This is a genomic window from Cryobacterium sp. Y50 (assembly GCF_002929805.1).
GTDB lineage: Bacteria > Actinomycetota > Actinomycetes > Actinomycetales > Microbacteriaceae > Cryobacterium.
In genome coordinates, this window is the sequence record NZ_PJJM01000076.1 from 38909 (window position 1) to 57408 (window position 18500).

Below are 18500 nucleotides of genomic sequence, written 5' to 3' on the forward strand. Positions count from 1 at the left end.
TCTGGACTCCAATGTCTTGCAGTAGCGGATTTTCGGCGCCAGGTATTTCGGGCCGGGTCGTCGGGCGGTTCACGTCCGGGGCGAGGGGCCTCCCGTCCTGAGGATTAGCGTCTGGACGGAGAAAGGGCCGAGTTCGACAGCGAGCGTTCCGTCGGCCGCGACGGGGAATGCCGCGAGCACGGTCTCGTCGATTCGCGCGCGTTCCACTGTGCCCACACCGGTCGGTAGAGTGACGGTGGCCGTGCGGGCCAACGGCGTCGGGTTGCCGATTCGCAGCACGGTGCCGTGCCCGGCCGTGGTTTCGTCGAGGGGCTTCCATGTCGAGACCAGGGCATTCGTCACCCGAGGGGTGTTCCCGGCAGCCGACCGGGCCGCGGGTGGGGTGGCAGCTGGTCGAAGTGCGTAGGCCAGTAGTGGTACCCGGTGCCGGGCGGCGGCCATAGGGAGGGTGATCGATCCGCTCTCGGCGCCGTGCCCGAATATGACGGCGAGGTGGGCAGTGAGCACTCCGTGGCACTGCGCTTCCGGCACCGGGAGCATCGGGCCGGCGCCGGTGGTGCGGGTGCGCAGGTCGAACCGGGACATCCACCCCACGGCGCGCAGCAGCGTGACGGCGAGCACGTTCGAACCGTCGGTGGAACTGGCCTGAAGCTCCGGCAGGCCACGGGTGAGCACCGCGACCGCGACGCCTCCCGTCCCCGCGCTCGCCCATGAGTGCACGGGCGCGACGCCGTGTTCGGCCTCCAGCCCGCGCTCGGTGGGCAGCGCGCCGAGGTCGGGCCCGATCGGCCGGGTGATCGCGGACCAGTGCTGGTCGGCGGTCCACAGGGTGGCCGCCGGGTCGAGTGGAACCTCGAACCTGAGCCGATGGTCGTCGACCCGGTTGTCAACCGCGACAGTCCAGTCGAGCCGGTCGGTGGCGGCCCAATGTTCGATCGCGACGGTGAGCGGCACCGGAATGCAGCGAGAGCTGCGGGATTCCCGGTCTTCGGCCAGAGCCTCAGGTAGAAGCATCGAAGCCTTGATTAGGATGCGGGTGCGCACCTCGGTCTGGGTAACCGTCACTGACGTGGTGGTCGGGTGCACGACCAAGTCGACGGCGGGAGGGTCGTAGTTGTAGCTGTCGCCGCGGTCGCCGTTGGACACCAGCAGGCCGACCTTGTCATGACGCACACCGGTTGCCCGGTCGTGAACGCTCAGGGATGCGTCGGCGTTGGCCGAGATCAGAAAGCGGCCGGATTCGATCGCCGCGGGCTGGGACGCCCCGGGTTGGGATACCGGGGTCTGGGTTGCCGGGGCCTGGGATGCTGCGGCATTGCTCGTCGGCAGCTGGGCAGTGGCGGCCGCGTCGCCGAGTTCTGCGGTGTAGGCGCGCCAGCCGAAGGCCGGTACGTCGGCGGCCCGGAACGCGACCCGGTGGATGGCGCACTCCCGGGAGTCCGGCATCAGGTCGAGGTCGGCCTCGAAGACCGTTTCGATTCGGGTGGACTCGACCTCGAATGATATCGGGGCGCCATCGGTGGTGCGCAGCGCGGTAATGCCGCGGGCGGCATCCGTTGCCAGCTCCACCACCACGGCGCCGCTCGTGTCGTCTCCCTGTCCGCTGAGCACGACGAGGTCGATCCGGTCGACCGGTGGAGTGCCGTAGCGGCGGGTGTCGAGGCCCTCGGCGAGAAGGAACCTCTGCACGAGCAACTCGCCGGTCTCCTTCGCCCGTTCGGCGCGAACCGTGGTGGCGCGGTGCACCTCGTCGATGCTGCAGCCGCAGATGGAGTCGTGCGGTGCGTTTTTGATCACGAGGTCCCAGGCGTGGTCGAGCAGGCCGGCCAGAGAGCGAGGCTGCGAGCCGGCCGAGGTGAAGCCATTGGCCGAGGCTGACCCACCGGCGAGCTGGGCGCGCTGAGGCCGGGCACGCTGGAGCTCAGCCAGCTGGAGCCGGGCGAGTTGCGGCTCCACAAAGCGCTCGAGCAGGGTCTGAACCCTCTCGTTGGCGAGCTTCACGTAGGTGCGTGCCGACAGGGTGCCCGGCAGCAGGAAGGTGAGGCGATTCCCGAGGGTGCGAAGTTCGCCATTGACGACGGCCAGCGGAGCGGCATCCGTACCGGGTGTACCGCGCCTCGCCAGCTCGAAGAAGGCTTCCAGGGTTGTCTCGACCAGGGCCACTCCGGAGCCAGCGGTCGCTCCCGTTCGCCTGGAGGGGGGGCGGGGGACCACGTGGTCGCCGCCGTTCAGCAGCAGCCACGGGCCCTCCGGCAGCCGGGTCCGTTCGGCGTCGACGTAGTCGCGGAGGAGACCGCCGCTGGTGTCGGCGGCCCAGAGCACCTCGGTCTGGTGGTACGACTGGTTGACCGTGAACACCTCGCTGCCGTCGGGGGAGCGCCAGCGGAAGCGGCCGAGCTCGGGCGGGGCCCCGCGCCAGACCAGAGCGGTGTCCATGCCAAAACCGGCGAGCAGTCGCGGCAGGTCGGCCGGATGCCCGAACGCGTCGGGCGAATAGCCCACGGTGGAGAGCCGGCCGATCCGGTTGCCCCAGCGGCGGGCGCGGAACAGGTTGCGCACCAGGTTTTCAGCCGATACCAGCTGGTTGTCGGCGAGCACGTGCCACGGACCCACGGTGAGCCGGCCGGCGACGATCAGGTCCGACAAGCGCGGCTCAAGGTCGGGCCGTATCTCGAGCACATCGGCCAGCACGACGGTCTGGCCGTCGAGGTGGAAGGATGCGTACGTATCGTCGTCGAGCGCGTCGCAGACCCGCTCCACCAGCTCGACCAGGCGACCGCGGTAGCCATCGAAGCCGCGGTACCACTCGCGGTCCCAGTGCACGTGGGAGATGACGTGGCAGAGGTCCCTGCCGGTGGTCGTGGATGATGCGGACGTGCCCGCTGGGGGGACGGATGCCCTCGACGCGCCGGATTCAGTCAAGGCGGTGGCCCTGCTTCGTGCGTAGGTCGGCGGTCTGGAGCACAAAGCCCGCAGTGATCACCTGCGGGCGGGTGATCGCCGAGCCGATCACCACGGCTGAGGCACCGCGCTCCAGAGCGTCGCGCGCCTCGGCGGGGGTGGAGATGCGTCCTTCGGCCAGCACCGGGATGTCGAGTGCGGCCACTAACTCGGCCACGAGGTCGAGGTCGGGTCCCGGACCCTGGCGGCTGTAGGGGGTGTAGCCGGAGAGCGTCGTCGATACCAGGTCCGCTCCGGCGACCTCGGCGGAGCGTCCCTCGTCGACCGTCGACACGTCGGCCAGCACGACTGTCGGTCCGTTGGCCTTCAACCGGCTGATGGTCTCGGCCAGGGTCAGGCCGTCGGGCCGGGGCCTCGCGGTGCCGTCGAGCGCCACGACGTCGGCGCCGCACTCGAGGACCTCCTGGGCTGCGGCGAGAGTGGGGGTGATGTAGACATCCGTTTCGCCAATCTTCCACAGACCGATGATGGGCAAGGTCGTGGCTGCCCGCACGGCACGGATGTCGCCCGGCCCCTCGATTCGGAGCCCGCTGGCTCCGCCCGCGATCGCGCTTAGCGCCATCGCGATCATGTGGTCCGGGCCGTAGAGCGGATCGCCCGGCCGGGCCTGGCAGGAGACTATGAGCTGTCCGCGCAGGCGATCGATCAACTCCGGCGAGGTGGCACTGTTGGGCTGGGGGGTGTGGTCAGACATGCTGGATCTCCGTCTGGGTTAGGGCTGGTTCGGAAGGGAAGGCCTTAGTGCCGCGCCAGCTGATCGGTGCGCCGTTCAGCTGGAGTTCAGCCTGAACCCGCCCGACCAGTGCCGGGTCACGGATGATGTGGCATGGGCTTTGCTGCAGCCGCGCGCTCATGGCGGCAAGGGTTCCGGCGGCTTCGCCGATCGCCCACTCGGCCGGGTGCACCCGGTAGGCGGCGGCGGCGATCTGGGTGGCGGCCAAATTCTTGGCGCCCATCACGAGGTTCTCCGGGGCGATGCCCGCGTCGGGCACGAGCGCACGTGCGGGCAGCTGGAACGGTGCCGTTTCGCGGTAGACGCTTCGGGGATACCCGACCCGCGGATGCAGATCGGCGTGATACCAGGCAATGCCGAGCGAGTCGGCGATCTCGGGTGCTGGGTGTGAGGGCGCTGCCGGCAAGAGGTCGGCGACCGTGATCGGCTTAGCGTTGGCCAGGCGACGGGACTCCCGACCATAGGGCGCAGTTGCGAGCCCATCGGGTGTACCGCTGAGTTCAGGGGCGAGCCGCAGCTCCGGGTAGCCGCGGCCGGTGCCGAACGGGCCCGCGCCGTCGCCCGGATCGCGGGGGACCTCGGTGCGCAGCCAGTACACGAAGGCGAGGGTGAGCGCGCGTGCGGCCGGGCCGGCGTGTGCAGGGTCGCCGATCAGGCCGGAGTCCCGATAGTCGTTGCCGGCCCAGTTAATGACGGCGGCCTCGGTTGCCCCCGCGACTGCTCCCGAACCTGTAGTGCGGATGCGTCGGTAGGCCCAGAACGACGGTAGTCCGGTGGGGCCGATACTGAAGAAGCGATAGTGCGCGACGGTATCGGCATCCGCGTCGTTGTCTGTGCCGGGCAGGTCGAGCGAGAACGGCTGCGCGTCGCGCAGTACGGCGTAGCCTGGCGGGGCAGCCCCGACCGGCTGAGGGTGGGTCTCCCGGACGAGGATCGCGGCCCAAGTGCAGGACTGTTCGGCCAGCGGGTCGGCGGCTCCCCGCACGGCATCCGGTTCGCCGAAGGCGTCGCTGCCTTCCGAACCGATCACCCAGCGGGTGCCGGTCAGTGGCAGGAGATCGCCGAGTTCGGTCGCGTCGACGAACACGTCCGCGCGAACGATCAGGTACGGACCTGTCTCGGGTCGAAGTCGAACCGCGGCGATCGGGGCTCTGGGGTGGGCGGCGGCGCCGGCTGCGTCCACGGCGGCTACCGGCCGGGCGTTCCGCACGATGCGGATCCGGCCAGCCTCGATGTGCGGGCGGAGCATGGCTTCGAGCACGTCGAGGCCGACCAGCGGTTCGAAGCAGAGGCGGCTAACCCAGCCCTCGCCCGGATTGGTGGCACCGCCGCTCCTCGCGCGCACCAATTCGCGGAACCGGCGATAGCGGGCCGTCACCCCCGCCGATTCGACCAGCGGATGCTCGTCGAGCGGCGCGGTCAATTGGGCAGTGACCTGGCCGCCGATCATCGGTTCCTGCGCAGTGAGGATCACGGTTGCCCCGGCGTCGGCCGCCGCCAGCGCCGCAGCGATGCCGCCGAGGCCCCCGCCGATCACGGCCACGTCACTTGCCAGATCGGAATTGCTCGCCGGCTCAGGTGCCGGTGCCGGGTCGAGGTCAGGGACGAGGTCGAGGTCAGAGGCGACATCGGGACTTCCCGCGGCTTCTCGTGTTGACATCAGTCGACCACCGTCAGGCGCAGGTCGATCTCGAAGGTGCGATGCCAGGGCAGCGTGAGGCTGGAGGGCTCGATCCGCACCCGGTCTAGCCCCGGGCGGGCGGTGAGCACTGCGGCAAGCCGGGTCTCGGCGTTCCGCAGAACGAGGCTGCCGGTGTCGGGCTCGGCAACGTGGTCATGCCGGGTTCGGGGTGAGCCGAGCTCAGTGCGGACCCGGTCCCGTTCGATCGACATCCAGCCGTAGTCCTCGACCACACGGCGGGCGACGGCGATCTGCAGCGCACCGGCGTCGAGCGTGCCGGACTCTCGGCCAGCCCACCCGGCCACAAGCTGGGCCGCGACGGTCCCCACCGTGTTGCCCGCAGTGTTCCAGGCCGCGAAGCCGCTGAGCCCCCGCCAGGCATCGGCCGCGTCGAGCGCGGCCACGAGAGCCGGGTCGGCACCGTTGGGCCGGGCCACGTCGGCTAGGCCGACGAGAGCGGTGCTCGTGACGGCGCGGGTGACGAGCGCGGCCGTCAGCTCCGCCTGGCGCGGGTCAGTGGGGGCGTCGGGTGCCATGGCCCAGTCGGCGGCCGGGCTGCGGGGAAACTCCGGCGGGTGCACGACCAGTATCGCGTCGCAGCGTGCGGCGGAGGTCCCAAAAAGTTCTGCACCATTGCTCCCGTCGAGGAACACCGCGCGCCCGCCGGCCGCCTCGACCTGCCGTCGGATGGTCTCCCTCACCGGCGAGGATTCGTAGGGGGCGACCCGGTTCAGCGACTCCGGGTCGGAGCACGAGATGCCGATCGTCGGCGCACGCACGCCGCGCACCGCGAGACAGGCGCGGGCCACGAGCACCGCGCCGATTTCGTCCGCGCCGGGCTGCACGAATACCTTGTCGCCGAGTTGGCACCGGTTGACCCAGTCATCGAGGGCATGCTGATCAGCCGCCGAGAGCGACTGCTCGGCGGCGTCGTCGATCCCGACGACGAGCCGGTCGATGTCGCCGTGCGCCGCGAATTCGATCGCCGTGAGGGCAAGGGTGTGCTGGCGCAGCCGGCGCCCGATCCAGTCGGCCCTGACGGTCGCGGGAACCGCGGCCCGGGCTTCGGCCACCCCGGTGCCGGTTGCGAGCGCCGCCGACAACCGATGCAGCGCCGGCCCGTGCGGATCCCAGTACTCCGGCTCCTCCATTGCGTCTGCGGAGTCCGGGGTGCGGGGCACCAGCGTCGAGGCGAAGACTGGGCAACCCGGTTGCCGCAAGACGCTCCAGCGCTCCGCGACCTCGGCGGCGCTCTCGCGTCCGATCCGAGACGGGATCAGCCCGCCGAAACCGAGGCCTTCGAGCGAGACGACCGCGAAGGACGCCTCCTGCCGGGAGGCGATGAGCCAGTCGGTGAGGCCTGCCGTGTCACCGTGGTGACGGATACGGGGCAGCAGCGCGGTCGGCGGCAGGGCGCAATCGATTCCAGCGATGCGGGCGATGTCGGAGGGAAGGCTCGTGCAGACTGGACGTTCGTCCAGCGGCACTAGCACGATCCCGGTCACGGGGTGCCATTTTCGGGGAACGGAACAGGCCGAGCGAGCCGGGCAGCACCGATCGCAACGGCGCCGGCACCGAGTAATCCGGGCTCGATTCGGAGCGGGCCGATTGCCGGGATGATCGTTCGAGCAGCCGCCCGTCGAACGCGGCCCAGCCAGTCGGCGCCGAGGCCGGTCACGCCCCCGCCGATCACGATCAGCTCGGGGTCGAGCAAGTTAGCCACGGAGCCGATGGCGGAGCCCACGGCATCCGCCCCGGTGTTGAGGATGCCGCGGGCCAGGGCGTCGCCTTCGGCCGCTGCCGCCGCGACGGCCCGGAGGTCGTCGGCCGTACCGCCGACCCGATGGTAGGCCGCCGTCATGGCCGGGCCGGACGCGATCGACTCGAGGTGCCCGTCGCGCCCGCAGGGGCAGGGCAGGCCCCCCGCGCCGGCCACGACGATGTGTCCGAGGTGGCCGGCCGCGGAGTGCGCTCCGGTGTGGAGCCGACCGTCGATGACGAGGCCGCCGCCGATTCCGGTGCCGACCATCACGCCGAGCACCTGGGTGCTGCCCGCGGCGACACTGTGCACGGTTTCGGCCCAGATAAATGCCTGCACGTCATTGACCACGATCACGGAGAGGCCCGGGAATGCGATCTGGAAGGCCCGGCGGATGTCGGTTCCCGCCCAGCCGACGAGGGCTGACGTGGCTGAGAGCACGGTTCCCGTGGCTCTATCGATCACGCCGGCCGAGCCGATTCCGACGGAATCGATCGGCCGGGCGCCAGCGGGGAGTTCGGCCAGAGCGAGCCCGGCGAGCCGGAGTGCGGTGCCCAGAATGGCCGTCGGCCCGCCGGATGCCGGGGTCGGCGCCTCAAACGTGCGGGCGGCACGGCCGAAATCGTCCACGAGTGCCGCCAAGGTCTTCGTGCCCCCGATGTCCACTCCGAGCGAGTAGGCCGGTGTCGGAGTCATGATCATCGGTGCCGTTCTCGCTTCACCGTGATCCGGTAGTCGTAGCGGTCGGCCCGGTAAAGGCTAATGGCGAATTCCACTTCGCGTCCTTCGCCGTCCGCGGTCACGCGGGTCACTGACATCGCCGGCGACTGCGCCGGCACGTCAAGCAGTGCGGCCTGAACCGCGTCAAGCACGGTGGCCTGGATGGTCTGGGTGGCGATTTCGGGCGCCCGGCCGATGCTGTCGAGATAGTCGTAGACGGATGGTGTCGTGTCCAGCGAGAAATCCTCCGGCAGCACGTCGCCGGGGATCCAGACGCGCTCCAGGCACATCGGTACTCCGTCGGCGGTGCGCACGCGTTCCAGGTGCACCACGGCTGCGCCGGGGGAGATCCTGAGGATGCTGGCGAGGTTCACGTCAGCCTCGACCCGGGTCAGGCTGGCGGAAATGGATCCAGGTTCCATCCGGCGCGACCGGATGTCCTCGCTGAAGGAGGTGAGCGTGAGCGACTTAGTGATCTTCGCCGCGTCGGCGACGAAGCTGCCTGCGCCGTGCACCCGGTAGATCAGGCCGTCGTCGACGAGCCGTGTCAGGGCCTCGCGAACGGTCATCCGAGACACACCGTAGGTGGTCATCAGATCGCGTTCGCTCGGCAGGGCAGTGTGGGCGGGCATCCCGGCCAGGATCAACTGCTGCAGCTCCGAACGGAGCTGAGCATACTTGGGAACGTTCATCCTTTGAGACCTCCTTCGCCGACACCGTGGAAGAACCAGCGTTGCAGCGAGAAGAAGAGCACGAGCAGCGGTATGACGGCGATCATGGTGCCAGCCGCGACCACCCGCTGGTTGCTGGTGAACGTACCGGAAAGGTACTGGATGCCAACGGTGAGAGTGTAGTTCGCCGGGTCCTTGAGGATCACCAGCGGCCAGAGGAAGTCGTCCCACGCGAAGACGAAGGCGAAGATGGCGACGACCACGAGCGAGCCCTGCACCGAAGGCAGGGCCACCCGGATGAACCGCTGCCAGTCGGATGCGCCGTCGATCATGGCTGCCTCCTCGATTTCGCGGGGCAGGGCCAGGAACGCGGTGCGCATGATCAGGACCGACAGGCCGGTCACGGCCGTGGGCAGGATCACCCCGAGCAGGCTGTCGACGAGTCCGAGCGACCGGGAGGTGAGGAACACCGAGACCATGATCACTTCGAAGGGGATGATGATCGTGGCCAGGAAGATCACGTCGGCGAGCGTGCTGCCGCGAAAGCGCATCCGTGCCAGCACGTAACCGGCCAGGGACGCCAGCACACAGTTCAAGAGTGCGGACGAGGTGGCCACTATGAGGGAGTTGCCGAGGTAACGGAAGACCGGGATCGTGTCGGCGACCATGCCATAGTTTTCGAAGGTCGGCGACGTCGGGAAGGGGTTGGCGGTGTAGATGGATTCGCTGGAACCCTTGATCGAGGTGCCGAACTGCCAGATGAACGGCCCCACCAGGAGCACGAAGACGAAGGCGAGCAGCGCGTAGCGGATGGTGTATTCGATCGCTTTGCGGCGTGTGCCCCCACTGCGACGCTTGGGAGCCGGCGGGCGCGCCGTTATCCGGCGCGAGAGGGTGGTGCTCATCGCATTTGGTCCGTTCGCTGGGAGCGCAGATAAAGGATGGAGAAACCGATGGTGAGTAGGAACAGCGCGAGACTCATCGCAGAGGCATAGCCGATCTCACCGCTGAGGCCGAGTCCCACTTCCCGGATCGTGTAGACCAAGCTTCTGGCCTGACCTCCCGGGCCGGCCGTGCCGTTGCTGATCACGAAGATTTCGGCGAACACCTTCATCGCGGCGATGGAGCCGAGCAGGCCGACCAGCAGCATGGTGGGGCGCACGCCCGGCATAGTGATCGACCAGAAGCGGCGGGCTCCGCCGGCGCCGTCGACTTGGGCGGCCTCGTGCAGTTCCTTGGGCACGTTGCCGAGGGCGGCGAGGTAGATCACCATGTAGTAGCCGAGCCCCTTCCAGACGGTGACCATCATGCAACTGAGCAGCAGCAGGGTCGTGTCGGTGAGAAACGGCAGGGGCTCCTGGATCACCCGCAGCGATTGGAGCAGGCCGTTCACAGCGCCGTCAGACGAGAGCAGCCAAGTCCAGATCAGTCCGACGACGACCATGGAGGCCACCACCGGGGAGTAGAAGACGGAACGGAAGAATCCGATTCCGGGGATGTTGCGCTCGACCAGCACGGCCAGCAGGAGCGGGAGAACCATCAGGAGTGGAACTACGACGATCACGTAGAGCACGGTGTTGCGGGTGGAGATCCAGAACTGTGGGCTGTTCGCGAGGGCGATGTAGTTGTCGACGCCGTTGAAGCTCCCGCCTCCGAGGGTGGTGGAGTTGGTGAACGACAGCACGATCGTGTTCAGGAATGGGCTGATTGTAAAGGTGAGAGCCACGACGAGCGCCGGCGCCAGGAACAGCCACGGCAGCCATTTGTACTGTGGTTTCATGTTTGACGCGCTTTCATGTGCGGTGTTTTCGGGTCTCTGAGCCGGTGCGGTGATCGCGTAATCCGGTGGTGCTGGCCGGGGTTATCCATGGTGGGATGCCCCGGCCAGCGTGCCTGGCTATCTGCTACTTGCCGGTGATGGCGTTCGACTCTTCGACAGCCTGATCCAGCGCCTCGGCCGGAGTTAGATCGCCGTTCATGGCGAGCTGTACCTTGCCGATGACGATGGCCTTGATCCGGTCGTCGAACTGCACCGGCACGATATTCTGCGCGTCGGTCAGTTGCTCGGCGGCGATTCGGCGGGCCTTCGACTCGACAGAGCCGTCAGAGTCGTCCATGAAATAAGGGTCGTCCAGGGCCTCGGTCACCGATGGGAAGATCGTGACGATTTTCGAGAAGGCGAGCTGCTTCTCCGCGTTGGTCATGAACTCGGCGAACGCCAGCGCGGTTGCCTTGTTCTTGCTGCTCTTCGGCACGAGGAGACCCATGACCGACACGTTCGTCGGGCCACCCTCGCTCGTGATCTGCGGACCGACATCCGTTGTTTCGGCAATGTCAGGAGCGTTCTCCTCGATAATCGAGAGGAAGTTCGCACCTGACGGGAACAGGGCGATCTGGCCGGCCTGATAGGCCTCGGTCTCCTTGGCGTGGTCCTGGGTGAGTGAATCGGACGGGAAGACCCCAGTCTGGTACAGCTCGGCGAGCTCGGCGACGTAGGATTCGGCGACGGGAGTGTTGAAGGTCCACTCCGTGCCGGCGTCGTTCATGAGCGGTACGCCCATTCGGCCGAGATCGGTGATGAACCGGTTCTCGAGGGCGGGGTGCATTCCGGTGAAGCCAGCGCTCGCGCCGGACTCGGCCAGCGTACGGGCATCGTCGAACAGCTCGGCGTAGGTGGTCGGCGGGGCCGCGGGGTCAAGACCCGCGGCCTCGAACATCGAGGCGTTGTACATGGTCACCTCGGATGAGAGGTACCAGGGGAATCCGAACGAGCCGTCCTCGCCGGGCACCTGGAAGGCGTCCCAGGCTCCGGCCACGTACTTCTCGCGTAGTTCGGGCACGGCCTCGTCGAGATTGACGAAGGCACCCTGAACCTCAAGCGGCTGAGCGAAGTTCGGGTTGAGGTTGATGACGTCTGGCAGGGTTCCGGCCTGGGCGTCGGTGGAGATTTTCTCCTGCGCACCCTGGAAGGGAATGTCGATCCACTTCACTGTGGTTTCCGGGTTGGCCTTCTCGAAGTCGGCGATGACGCCCTCGATGTAGTCCGTGAACGTGGGCTTCAGCTGAAGGGTGGAGAAGGTGATCTCGCCCTTGACCTGGCCGTCCGTGGGGCTGGAATCCTCGTTGCCGGACGGCCCCGAGCCGAGCCCGCAGCCGGTGAGGCCGATGGTCAGCACTCCGGCGAGGCCCAGGGCGATCATGGGTAGCTTCTTCATTGACAGTACTCCCGTAATTTCTCTAGCGTCTGGTGTCTAACGTCTGGTGCGGACCGTCACTGGTTCGTACCACTTTGGTTAGCCTGAACCCAAATAGGACCAACGTCAAGGACAATACGCAAATTGGTCTGAACCAGTTGGCCGTAGTCTTCTTGTGGTCGTGAGCCCGACTTCACACATTCGTGCGTTTCGATGCCAAACTTTCTCCCAGAATCGTACGAGCACGCCTCGGATGTGGTTGCGGTTCGGGGCGCTTTACGAGTTCGCGCAAGCCATCGTCGTTGGCGGCGATTGCGGTTGCGAGCCGGTCTCATCGGCGGCGATGACCGGGTCAGCGTGCTGGAGTTAGGCCGGTGGAGACGTTCTCATTCGATCGTTCGTAGTCCCTTTTGCGAAGCAAACACGCGCTGATCCCTTACCCCCGCAAAGACAGAGGATCGGCGGGTGAGGTGGCGTCGATGCCACCTCGACATGGAGTCGGTGTCCGAAAATCGTGGACGTCAGCAGGATAGCGATTGAGCCATCGCGTCGCGGCTGCAGAATGAAGTCGTACATGATTGATCGTGATTGAAAACAATATATGAGAGTCAGAATCAATCACGATGAAGGGTAAATGTTCAATGGCTGAAGTCATCAGTTACCATGCCCGGGCGACGACAGCGTCAGACGCCCAAAAGTCCAGTTGAGTATCGGCCGACCGTCGATTCCGCGCGACCTCGACAGGGCCCTCCTGGTTGATCTATCTGGAGCAATGGGTGAGAACACTCTGAGCGACGCCGTCAGAGTGGAGGTTCGAGCTGACTTCTGGGACGCCGTCGACCGCGCTTGACGCATTTTCGGATAGGACGCGTCACGGCGACGGGTAGAGTGGAGCGACTTGCGCGCGCGACGACATTCTCCGTCAGGATGTCGCCATCACAGCGCTCGTGGACGACCACATCAATCAGTTGTTCGTCACGTCTCCCGATTGAGTATCGAAAGTTACGCCGATCCCGGTGGCGTCGTCGATAATTGTCAGGCGGTAATTTTCGCCGCTCGTGCTCCGCGTGTATGTAGCTGTGGTGCCGGCCGACAGGGGAGCGAGTTTGTCCCCCTCCTCGATCATCACCATGTTGTTCTCGTCGATGTACAGGGCACTCGGCCAAGGTTCCTCGGGCAGTCTCAAACTCTTAATGACGGAGGTAACGGTGCCAGCGGTCATCTTCATAGTTGACTGCGCCTCCTCAAGGGAGAGTGCGGCTGACTCCACCGGTACACGTGCGACGGAACTTGGCATAACGTCCTCTACGGCGGAACCGACTTCGGGTGAGACAAAGCCATCCACAGTATTCATGAATGGCTGAGTCAGTCCGGTCAGCGAAGTCGAACTGGGTATCGGAGGTAGGACATTCGGTTCGTAGTAGAACGCGAGGCTCCATATAGAAAGGAGAATTCCTGTTACACCGAGAATTCCACCGATCAAGGGCAGTAGGCGGACTCGTTGCACGGCCTTCTCTGCGAAGATGAGCGGCTCGAATAGCAAACATCACTGCTGTGAGGCCGGCAGTTGTGAAGGCGAATCCGCGGAACCCGGGGCTGGCGTCAGGATGCGCCAGCGGCAGGAGCGTGGCAAAAAGCCCCAGAGCGACTGCCAGTAGGCCGATCACGTTGCTCGACCGAGCCTTTGGCATTGTGGTCGCATACGCACGGGCAGATCGAGTAGTGACGCTGGCTGACGGTTCATCCCAGTACCCCGGCGGGTTCCAGTCTCTCGGACCCTGCCGCATGTAGAATCCCCACGATTACCACCCCCGACGAACGACAGGCTAGCAGTGCGTGGGAAGCGCGGCGGATACTCCGTTTGCGCCGGCGAGGACTACGGATCGTTCTTTGGGCGCACAGAGCTACCGCCGCATCGTTTCTTTTGCCTGGAACGGGGTCAGTGCGACGCCGTCGCCGCATGACGTGACCAAAAACGCACCATAAACCCCAATATCTGACCAGATTCAGGCCGTATCTCGCCGTACAGCGCATACACTAAACCCCATGAGAACCGCGGAATTCCGCGGAAGTCTGCCCCGTATGCAGGTGCGCACGACGACCGAGACGACTATCATTTGTTCTTGGTTCGAGTCCAGGTACCCCAGCACTAGCCCCTGAGTTTCCGCGGAAACCAGGGGCATTTCTTGTTTCCAGACACACCGTTCACGGCCCGAAGTGCCACTTTGGGTGCCAAAAACGATTCCCAGCCGCCATTTTGGCGACAACGATGGCGGTTAGCCCGGCCAACTACGCGTTGCTGCGTACGAGGTCGGAATGCCGCGTCGCACCTCATTGTCATGACCGATGATGACGCACAAATAATGACCGGGCAGCAGGTCGCCGACCTGTTGCAAGTCTCACCCCGCACGCTCGAAGAGTGGCGCCAGACTCGAACCGGACCACCGTATCGACGCATGGGCCGCCACGTGAGATACATGCGACGCGAGGTTCTCGCCTGGTTCGAGGCTTTGGCCATGCATGCCTAGGCGGCGAATGCGCGCGGGCGAAGTCGGCACCATCCGCATCGTCGTCTTGGCGAACGGACAGGTGCAGGCGCATGCACGGATGCGGGACGAGTTCGGGACGCTCCATCGGCTGAAAGGAACACGTGCCACCGAGGTGGAGGCCCGCCGGGCACTTGATGACCAGGCCGGCCTGCTCCGAAATGGCATCACAGGGCTGTCTTTGACTGCGTACTCGACGATTGCGGAGGCCGCGATGGTCTTCTTAGACGACAAGCGGCGGTCCGGAACGGTCGAGATCTCCACCATCGAGACGTACGAGTTCAGCGTCAACAACGTCATCATTCCCGAGTGTGGGGATCTGCTCCTGACCGACCTCACCGTGTTGCGTTGCAACCGGATTCTGCAGCACATTCGCGAGACTAAATCCTTATCGGCAGCTCGCAAGGCTCGCAGCATGTTCTCGCAGATTTGCGCCACTGGAATCGAACATGGTGTGCTCGCTTTCAACCCCGTTCGCGACGCCCGCGCCCTGCCGGTGGCGCCTAAGAAGGAATCGGCCCTCACCCCTGAGCAATTGGAAATCGTGCGCGCCCTCATGCGATCCTGGCGGTCTGAGAGAGACCATTTCGGCCCGCGCCCCAACGCACGCCTGCTGGAGAATGCCATGTGGATCATGGTGGGCACTAGCGCTCGCCTAGGGGAGGTACTTGCCCTCCGTCGATGCGATGTCGACGTGACCGCGAACCCGCCCACCGTGCTCATCGCGAGCACAATCACTCAGACTCGCGCCGAGGGACTGCGCAGGAAGCCTTCTCCGAAACGATCCCGGCAGAAGCGGCGCATTGCCCTGCCGAGTTTCGCGGCGACCGCAGTCCGCCGGCAACTGTCAGAGGCGAGCCGAGACAGGGAGGCTTATCTCTTTGCAACGAAGACGGGCGAACCACGCAGCGTCAGCAATGTTGAACGGTTGCTCCGCACTTTCGTCGCCGACAACGAGAAGACACTGGAAGGCGCTGGGATCAACGTGGGGGAATTTACCACCCACATCTTTCGACGCACAGCGGCCACGCACATTGAAGCTGTTGCGGGCATCACACTCGCGTCGCGGCTCCTCGGACACTCGAATGAGCAGGTCACCCGTGCCAGCTACGTTGTCACTGCCGAACTGGTCGACCCCATCACTGCACAGATTATGGACGAGGCTCTAGAAGGGCTCCTATAAGCCGATCTCTCGCTACCAGTGACTCTGGCATCAAATGTATGCACATTAGGATTAAAAGACCGTTCCAGCCGTCTCCCCGTCCGAGTCTTGGAACATTCCCTTCGCTAATTAAAATAAGTCCACGCATGCTCTAAGCAGTTATCGCCTTGCAACTATCGGCTCCCAAGGCTGACGACATTGTTGCCTTCGCCGGCGGAGGGTATCTCACCCTTGGTGATGCCGAGGCCTACCCCCGCGTCATGAACGAAGCTCGTTGGTTACAATTTCGCTCCGTGGTGAGAGGCGCGACGTCACAGTCCACGCAACGACGTCAGTACCGCCGCGTACGCGTCGTCGCGGTGGCCTGTCTCGTCGTGGCAGTAGCACTGGTGATACCGCTACTCATTTCGGTAAATTAATGAAGGCCGTTCAAAGTTGGCGTTCCAGAGCGTTCCGCCACTTCTTCTTCTTCGTATGGTTGGTTCGGATGCAGCCTCCGTTGCCGCAAGTTTGCGGGGTGTCTGCAAGCCCTTCACTGATTCGCCACTCCGAGGACAATTGCCCTCGGAGTTCAAGGTCGAGCCGTCCAGTTTCTCGCCACCAATTCCACTCTGGGTGACAACATCAACATCGCGCTCGTTTTGCTGGGCGTGTCGGTGGTGGCATGTGAAAACAGCCTTCGGTCCGTGGGTCTTGGCGTCCACGATCTTGGCATCGGCGTGAGTAGCACTTTTGCTGCCGTCGTCTTCCTGACTCAGTCTCAACTCGAGGGGTGGGCCTATGTTCGCATTTGACACGGCGGTCGTAGGGCGCTTGAACGGCGCTTTTTAATTTACGTCCGGTAGACAGCATCTTGAATCTCTTGCAGGTCATCGATTCCGCCAGCGAGAACTCTGGCCAATTCGGGCCGACATGGGCCGCTTGGCCGACCAGCGAGGGTGTACCACGCCGACGATCGCTGGCACGGTTACGTCCGCCCGTGCGTAGCTTGCTGGCGCGGACTTCGGCACACCCCGCTTGCTGAAACATCGGCCCCTCCGAATACGTCACCAAATACTGAACCCTGCCTCAAGAGGGTGTTGTGCAGAGAGGTCCCCGTTGGTCGCGGCAGCCAACCGTAGTCGGGCGTCGTATTTGCAAGGTTTGGCCTTGCCCCCGTTGGGTGGACACCTCACAAGAGAGAATGTTCACATGTGAAAGACACGCAGGGAGTTCACTCCTGAGTACAAAGACGAGGCCGTGAAGCTCGTGATCAACACCGGCAGGGCGATTGCCACCGTGGCCCGCGAGCTCGGCATCAACGAAGCATCGCTGGGCCGGTGGGTCAGCGCTTTCAAGGCCCGAAATGACACCGGCGAGACCGGAGTCACGGAGTCGGAACGGGCTGAGTTACTTCGGTTGCGGAAAGAGAACGCGGACCTGAAACTTGATCGGGCGTTTCTAAAAAAAGCGTCCATCTTCTTCGCCCAGGAAGCGTCGGATACGAGCGTAAAGCGTTCGAACTGATGCTGGCGGAGAAGACCAATTTCACCATCACCCGCATGGTTCGCCTGCTCGAGGTGTCCCGATCGGGATACTACGTCTGGCTCGACCGGAAGCCATCGGACCGCATGATTCGGCAGGACGGCCTCGAGCAGAAAGTGGCGTGGTTTCACGGTGACTCCGACGAGGTTTACGGTTCGCCGAGGATCCTCGCGGACCTCCGTGCTGACGGGGAAACCATCTCGCGCAAGACCGTCGCCAAGATCATGCAACGCCTCGGATTGGTGGGCATCTGCCCGAAGAAGTGGAAGACCACCACGATCATTGACCACGCCGACGCTTACCCTGTCGATGCGGTCAAACGGGAATGGGACACCGGGGCGCTGAACCAGGTCTGGGTCGGTGACATCACCTATCTGAGGACTTGGGAGGGATGGGTCTACTTGGCGACCGTGATCGACGCTCACAGCCGCCGGGTGATCGGCTGGGCCATCGCCGCTCACATGCGGACCGACCTGATCGAGGACGCCCTGATGATGGCCATGGCACTGCGCGGAGACAGGCCGGCGCACGTCATTTTCCACAGCGACCGCGGCACCCAAGGCGGATTCAACTGGTCGTCGCAACACTCCGATCATGGAGGTATTCGATGGGGCGTCCCGCAGGTTGGATGAAGGAGTTAACGGGTAGGTCCCCGATGAAGTCGCCTGGTGCGCCGTCGCATCGGCGGGAGATTGAGCGAGCGTTCTGGGGCGAGGTCGCGCGCGGGCTCTCGAGCAAGAATGCGGCAACGGCCGTTGGCGTGTCGCCGGCAGTCGGCGCCCGGTGGTTCCGGCATCGTGGTGGTATGTCTCCCTTCACGCTCGCCCCATTGACTGGTCGCTATCTCTCGTTTGCTGAGCGTGAGGAAATCGCGTTGTTGCGGGTTCAGGGCACGAGTGTGCGTGGTATTGCCCGGTCGATGGGCAGGTCTGCGTCGACGATATCGCGCGAGTTGCGCCGCAACGCTGCCACCCGTGGGGGAAAGCTGGAGTATCGGGCCTCTGTCGCGTAGTGGAAGTCGGACCTTGTGGCGCAACGACCGAAGACGGTGAAGCTTCTGGCCAATGACCGGCTGCGCGATTACGTCCAAGACCGTCTCTCGGGGGCAGTCAAAGACGCCAACGGTGTGCCCATCTCCGGACCGGCGACACAGATGTGGAAGGGGCGCAACAAGCCCCACCGCCAAGATCGACGCTGGGCGACGGTGTGGAGTCCGGAACAGATCGCTGGTCGCCTCCGCATCGACTATCCCCACGATCTGTCGATGCGGATCTCCCACGAGGCGATCTACCAGGCGCTGTATGTCCAATCTCGGGGCGCACTCACCCGCGATCTTGTCGCCAATCTGCGAACAGGGCGGTCGTTGCGGGTCCCGCGCTCCAGGGCGCGGCACCGGCCCGGTGGCCACGTCACCGCCGACGTGATGATCGACAAACGGCCGGAGGAGGTCGCTGCACGAGAGGTCCCCGGGCATTGGGAATCTCAATGTCTTTGTCAAGCGGTTTTGAGCATCGGGATCTCGGCTGGTTCCTGGTAGAGGGTGTGGTCG

General features: G+C 65.1%; 13 protein-coding genes and 2 pseudogenes. 5 read left to right on the forward strand and 10 right to left on the reverse strand.

The genetic code is table 11. The features are described 5' to 3' along the window. Nucleotides 1-69: 69 nt before the first annotated feature. From CXY73_RS05325 to CXY73_RS21425, 10 genes are all read right to left on the reverse strand, one after another. On the reverse strand, nucleotides 70-2922 hold the full coding sequence (locus CXY73_RS05325) for a glycoside hydrolase family 38 C-terminal domain-containing protein (RefSeq protein ID WP_158254033.1): 2853 nt from the start codon (nucleotides 2920-2922) through the stop codon (nucleotides 70-72). After that, a complete protein-coding gene (locus CXY73_RS05330) occupies nucleotides 2915-3655 on the reverse strand; it encodes an N-acetylmannosamine-6-phosphate 2-epimerase (protein ID WP_104177065.1) in 741 nt (246 codons plus the stop codon). The genes CXY73_RS05325 and CXY73_RS05330 overlap by 8 nt, the downstream gene beginning before the upstream one ends. Further along, entirely contained in the window at nucleotides 3648-5354 is a 1707-nt protein-coding gene (locus tag CXY73_RS05335) for an FAD-dependent oxidoreductase (protein ID WP_104177066.1), read from the reverse strand. Before CXY73_RS05335 ends, CXY73_RS05330 begins: the two co-directional genes overlap by 8 nt. Then, entirely contained in the window at nucleotides 5354-6880 is a 1527-nt protein-coding gene (locus CXY73_RS05340; protein ID WP_158254034.1) for a DUF4127 family protein, read from the reverse strand. Before CXY73_RS05340 ends, CXY73_RS05335 begins: the two co-directional genes overlap by 1 nt. Further along, the gene (locus tag CXY73_RS05345; RefSeq protein WP_104177080.1) at nucleotides 6877-7830 is read right to left on the reverse strand and encodes an ROK family protein; all 954 of its coding nucleotides are present in this window, start codon (nucleotides 7828-7830) and stop codon (nucleotides 6877-6879) included. Before CXY73_RS05345 ends, CXY73_RS05340 begins: the two co-directional genes overlap by 4 nt. Nucleotides 7831-7832: 2 nt before the next feature. Then, nucleotides 7833-8546 (reverse strand): GntR family transcriptional regulator, encoded by a 714-nt coding sequence (locus CXY73_RS05350; protein WP_104177068.1) that lies wholly within the window; start codon nucleotides 8544-8546, stop codon nucleotides 7833-7835. Further along, entirely contained in the window at nucleotides 8543-9430 is an 888-nt protein-coding gene (locus CXY73_RS05355) for a carbohydrate ABC transporter permease (protein ID WP_104177069.1), read from the reverse strand. Before CXY73_RS05355 ends, CXY73_RS05350 begins: the two co-directional genes overlap by 4 nt. Beyond that, nucleotides 9427-10305 (reverse strand): carbohydrate ABC transporter permease, encoded by an 879-nt coding sequence (locus CXY73_RS05360; protein ID WP_104177070.1) that lies wholly within the window; start codon nucleotides 10303-10305, stop codon nucleotides 9427-9429. Before CXY73_RS05360 ends, CXY73_RS05355 begins: the two co-directional genes overlap by 4 nt. Nucleotides 10306-10429: 124 nt before the next feature. Then, nucleotides 10430-11740, reverse strand: coding sequence for an ABC transporter substrate-binding protein (locus tag CXY73_RS05365; RefSeq protein WP_104177071.1), 1311 nt, complete (start codon nucleotides 11738-11740; stop codon nucleotides 10430-10432). Between the two features lie 943 nt (nucleotides 11741-12683). After that, nucleotides 12684-13016, reverse strand: coding sequence for a hypothetical protein (locus tag CXY73_RS21425; protein ID WP_146071638.1), 333 nt, complete (start codon nucleotides 13014-13016; stop codon nucleotides 12684-12686). A gap of 1042 nt (nucleotides 13017-14058) precedes the next feature. Between CXY73_RS21425 and CXY73_RS05375 the strand changes: the two genes are divergently transcribed. From CXY73_RS05375 to CXY73_RS05400, 5 genes and pseudogenes are all read left to right on the forward strand, one after another. Continuing rightward, nucleotides 14059-14247 (forward strand): AlpA family transcriptional regulator, encoded by a 189-nt coding sequence (locus CXY73_RS05375; RefSeq protein ID WP_104177073.1) that lies wholly within the window; start codon nucleotides 14059-14061, stop codon nucleotides 14245-14247. 7 nt (nucleotides 14248-14254) lie between these two features. Continuing rightward, nucleotides 14255-15448, forward strand: coding sequence for a tyrosine-type recombinase/integrase (locus tag CXY73_RS05380; protein ID WP_233198153.1), 1194 nt, complete (start codon nucleotides 14255-14257; stop codon nucleotides 15446-15448). Between the two features lie 1188 nt (nucleotides 15449-16636). Beyond that, nucleotides 16637-16933, forward strand: a pseudogene (locus CXY73_RS05385) (transposase); the annotation flags it as partial. Then, nucleotides 16930-17583 (forward strand): IS3 family transposase, encoded by a 654-nt coding sequence (locus tag CXY73_RS05390; protein ID WP_233198154.1) that lies wholly within the window; start codon nucleotides 16930-16932, stop codon nucleotides 17581-17583. The pseudogene CXY73_RS05385 and the gene CXY73_RS05390, both read left to right, overlap by 4 nt. Next, a pseudogene (locus tag CXY73_RS05400) lies at nucleotides 17580-18443 on the forward strand (transposase); the annotation flags it as partial. The gene CXY73_RS05390 and the pseudogene CXY73_RS05400, both read left to right, overlap by 4 nt. Nucleotides 18444-18500: the final 57 nt, after the last annotated feature.

Bases quoted from the DNA above. Each gene is read 5' to 3' on its own strand.
- CXY73_RS05330 (WP_104177065.1), bottom strand. From the start codon at position 3,655: ATGTCTGACCACACCCCCCAGCCCAACAGTGCCACCTCGCCGGAGTTG.
- CXY73_RS05375 (WP_104177073.1), top strand. From the start codon at position 14,059: ATGACCGATGATGACGCACAAATAATGACCGGGCAGCAGGTCGCCGAC.
- CXY73_RS21425 (WP_146071638.1), bottom strand. From the start codon at position 13,016: ATGCCAAGTTCCGTCGCACGTGTACCGGTGGAGTCAGCCGCACTCTCC.
- CXY73_RS05350 (WP_104177068.1), bottom strand. From the start codon at position 8,546: ATGAACGTTCCCAAGTATGCTCAGCTCCGTTCGGAGCTGCAGCAGTTG.
- CXY73_RS05380 (WP_233198153.1), top strand. From the start codon at position 14,255: ATGCGCGCGGGCGAAGTCGGCACCATCCGCATCGTCGTCTTGGCGAAC.
- CXY73_RS05345 (WP_104177080.1), bottom strand. From the start codon at position 7,830: ATGACTCCGACACCGGCCTACTCGCTCGGAGTGGACATCGGGGGCACG.
- CXY73_RS05335 (WP_104177066.1), bottom strand. From the start codon at position 5,354: ATGTCAACACGAGAAGCCGCGGGAAGTCCCGATGTCGCCTCTGACCTC.
- CXY73_RS05365 (WP_104177071.1), bottom strand. From the start codon at position 11,740: ATGAAGAAGCTACCCATGATCGCCCTGGGCCTCGCCGGAGTGCTGACC.
- CXY73_RS05360 (WP_104177070.1), bottom strand. From the start codon at position 10,305: ATGAAACCACAGTACAAATGGCTGCCGTGGCTGTTCCTGGCGCCGGCG.
- CXY73_RS05355 (WP_104177069.1), bottom strand. From the start codon at position 9,430: ATGAGCACCACCCTCTCGCGCCGGATAACGGCGCGCCCGCCGGCTCCC.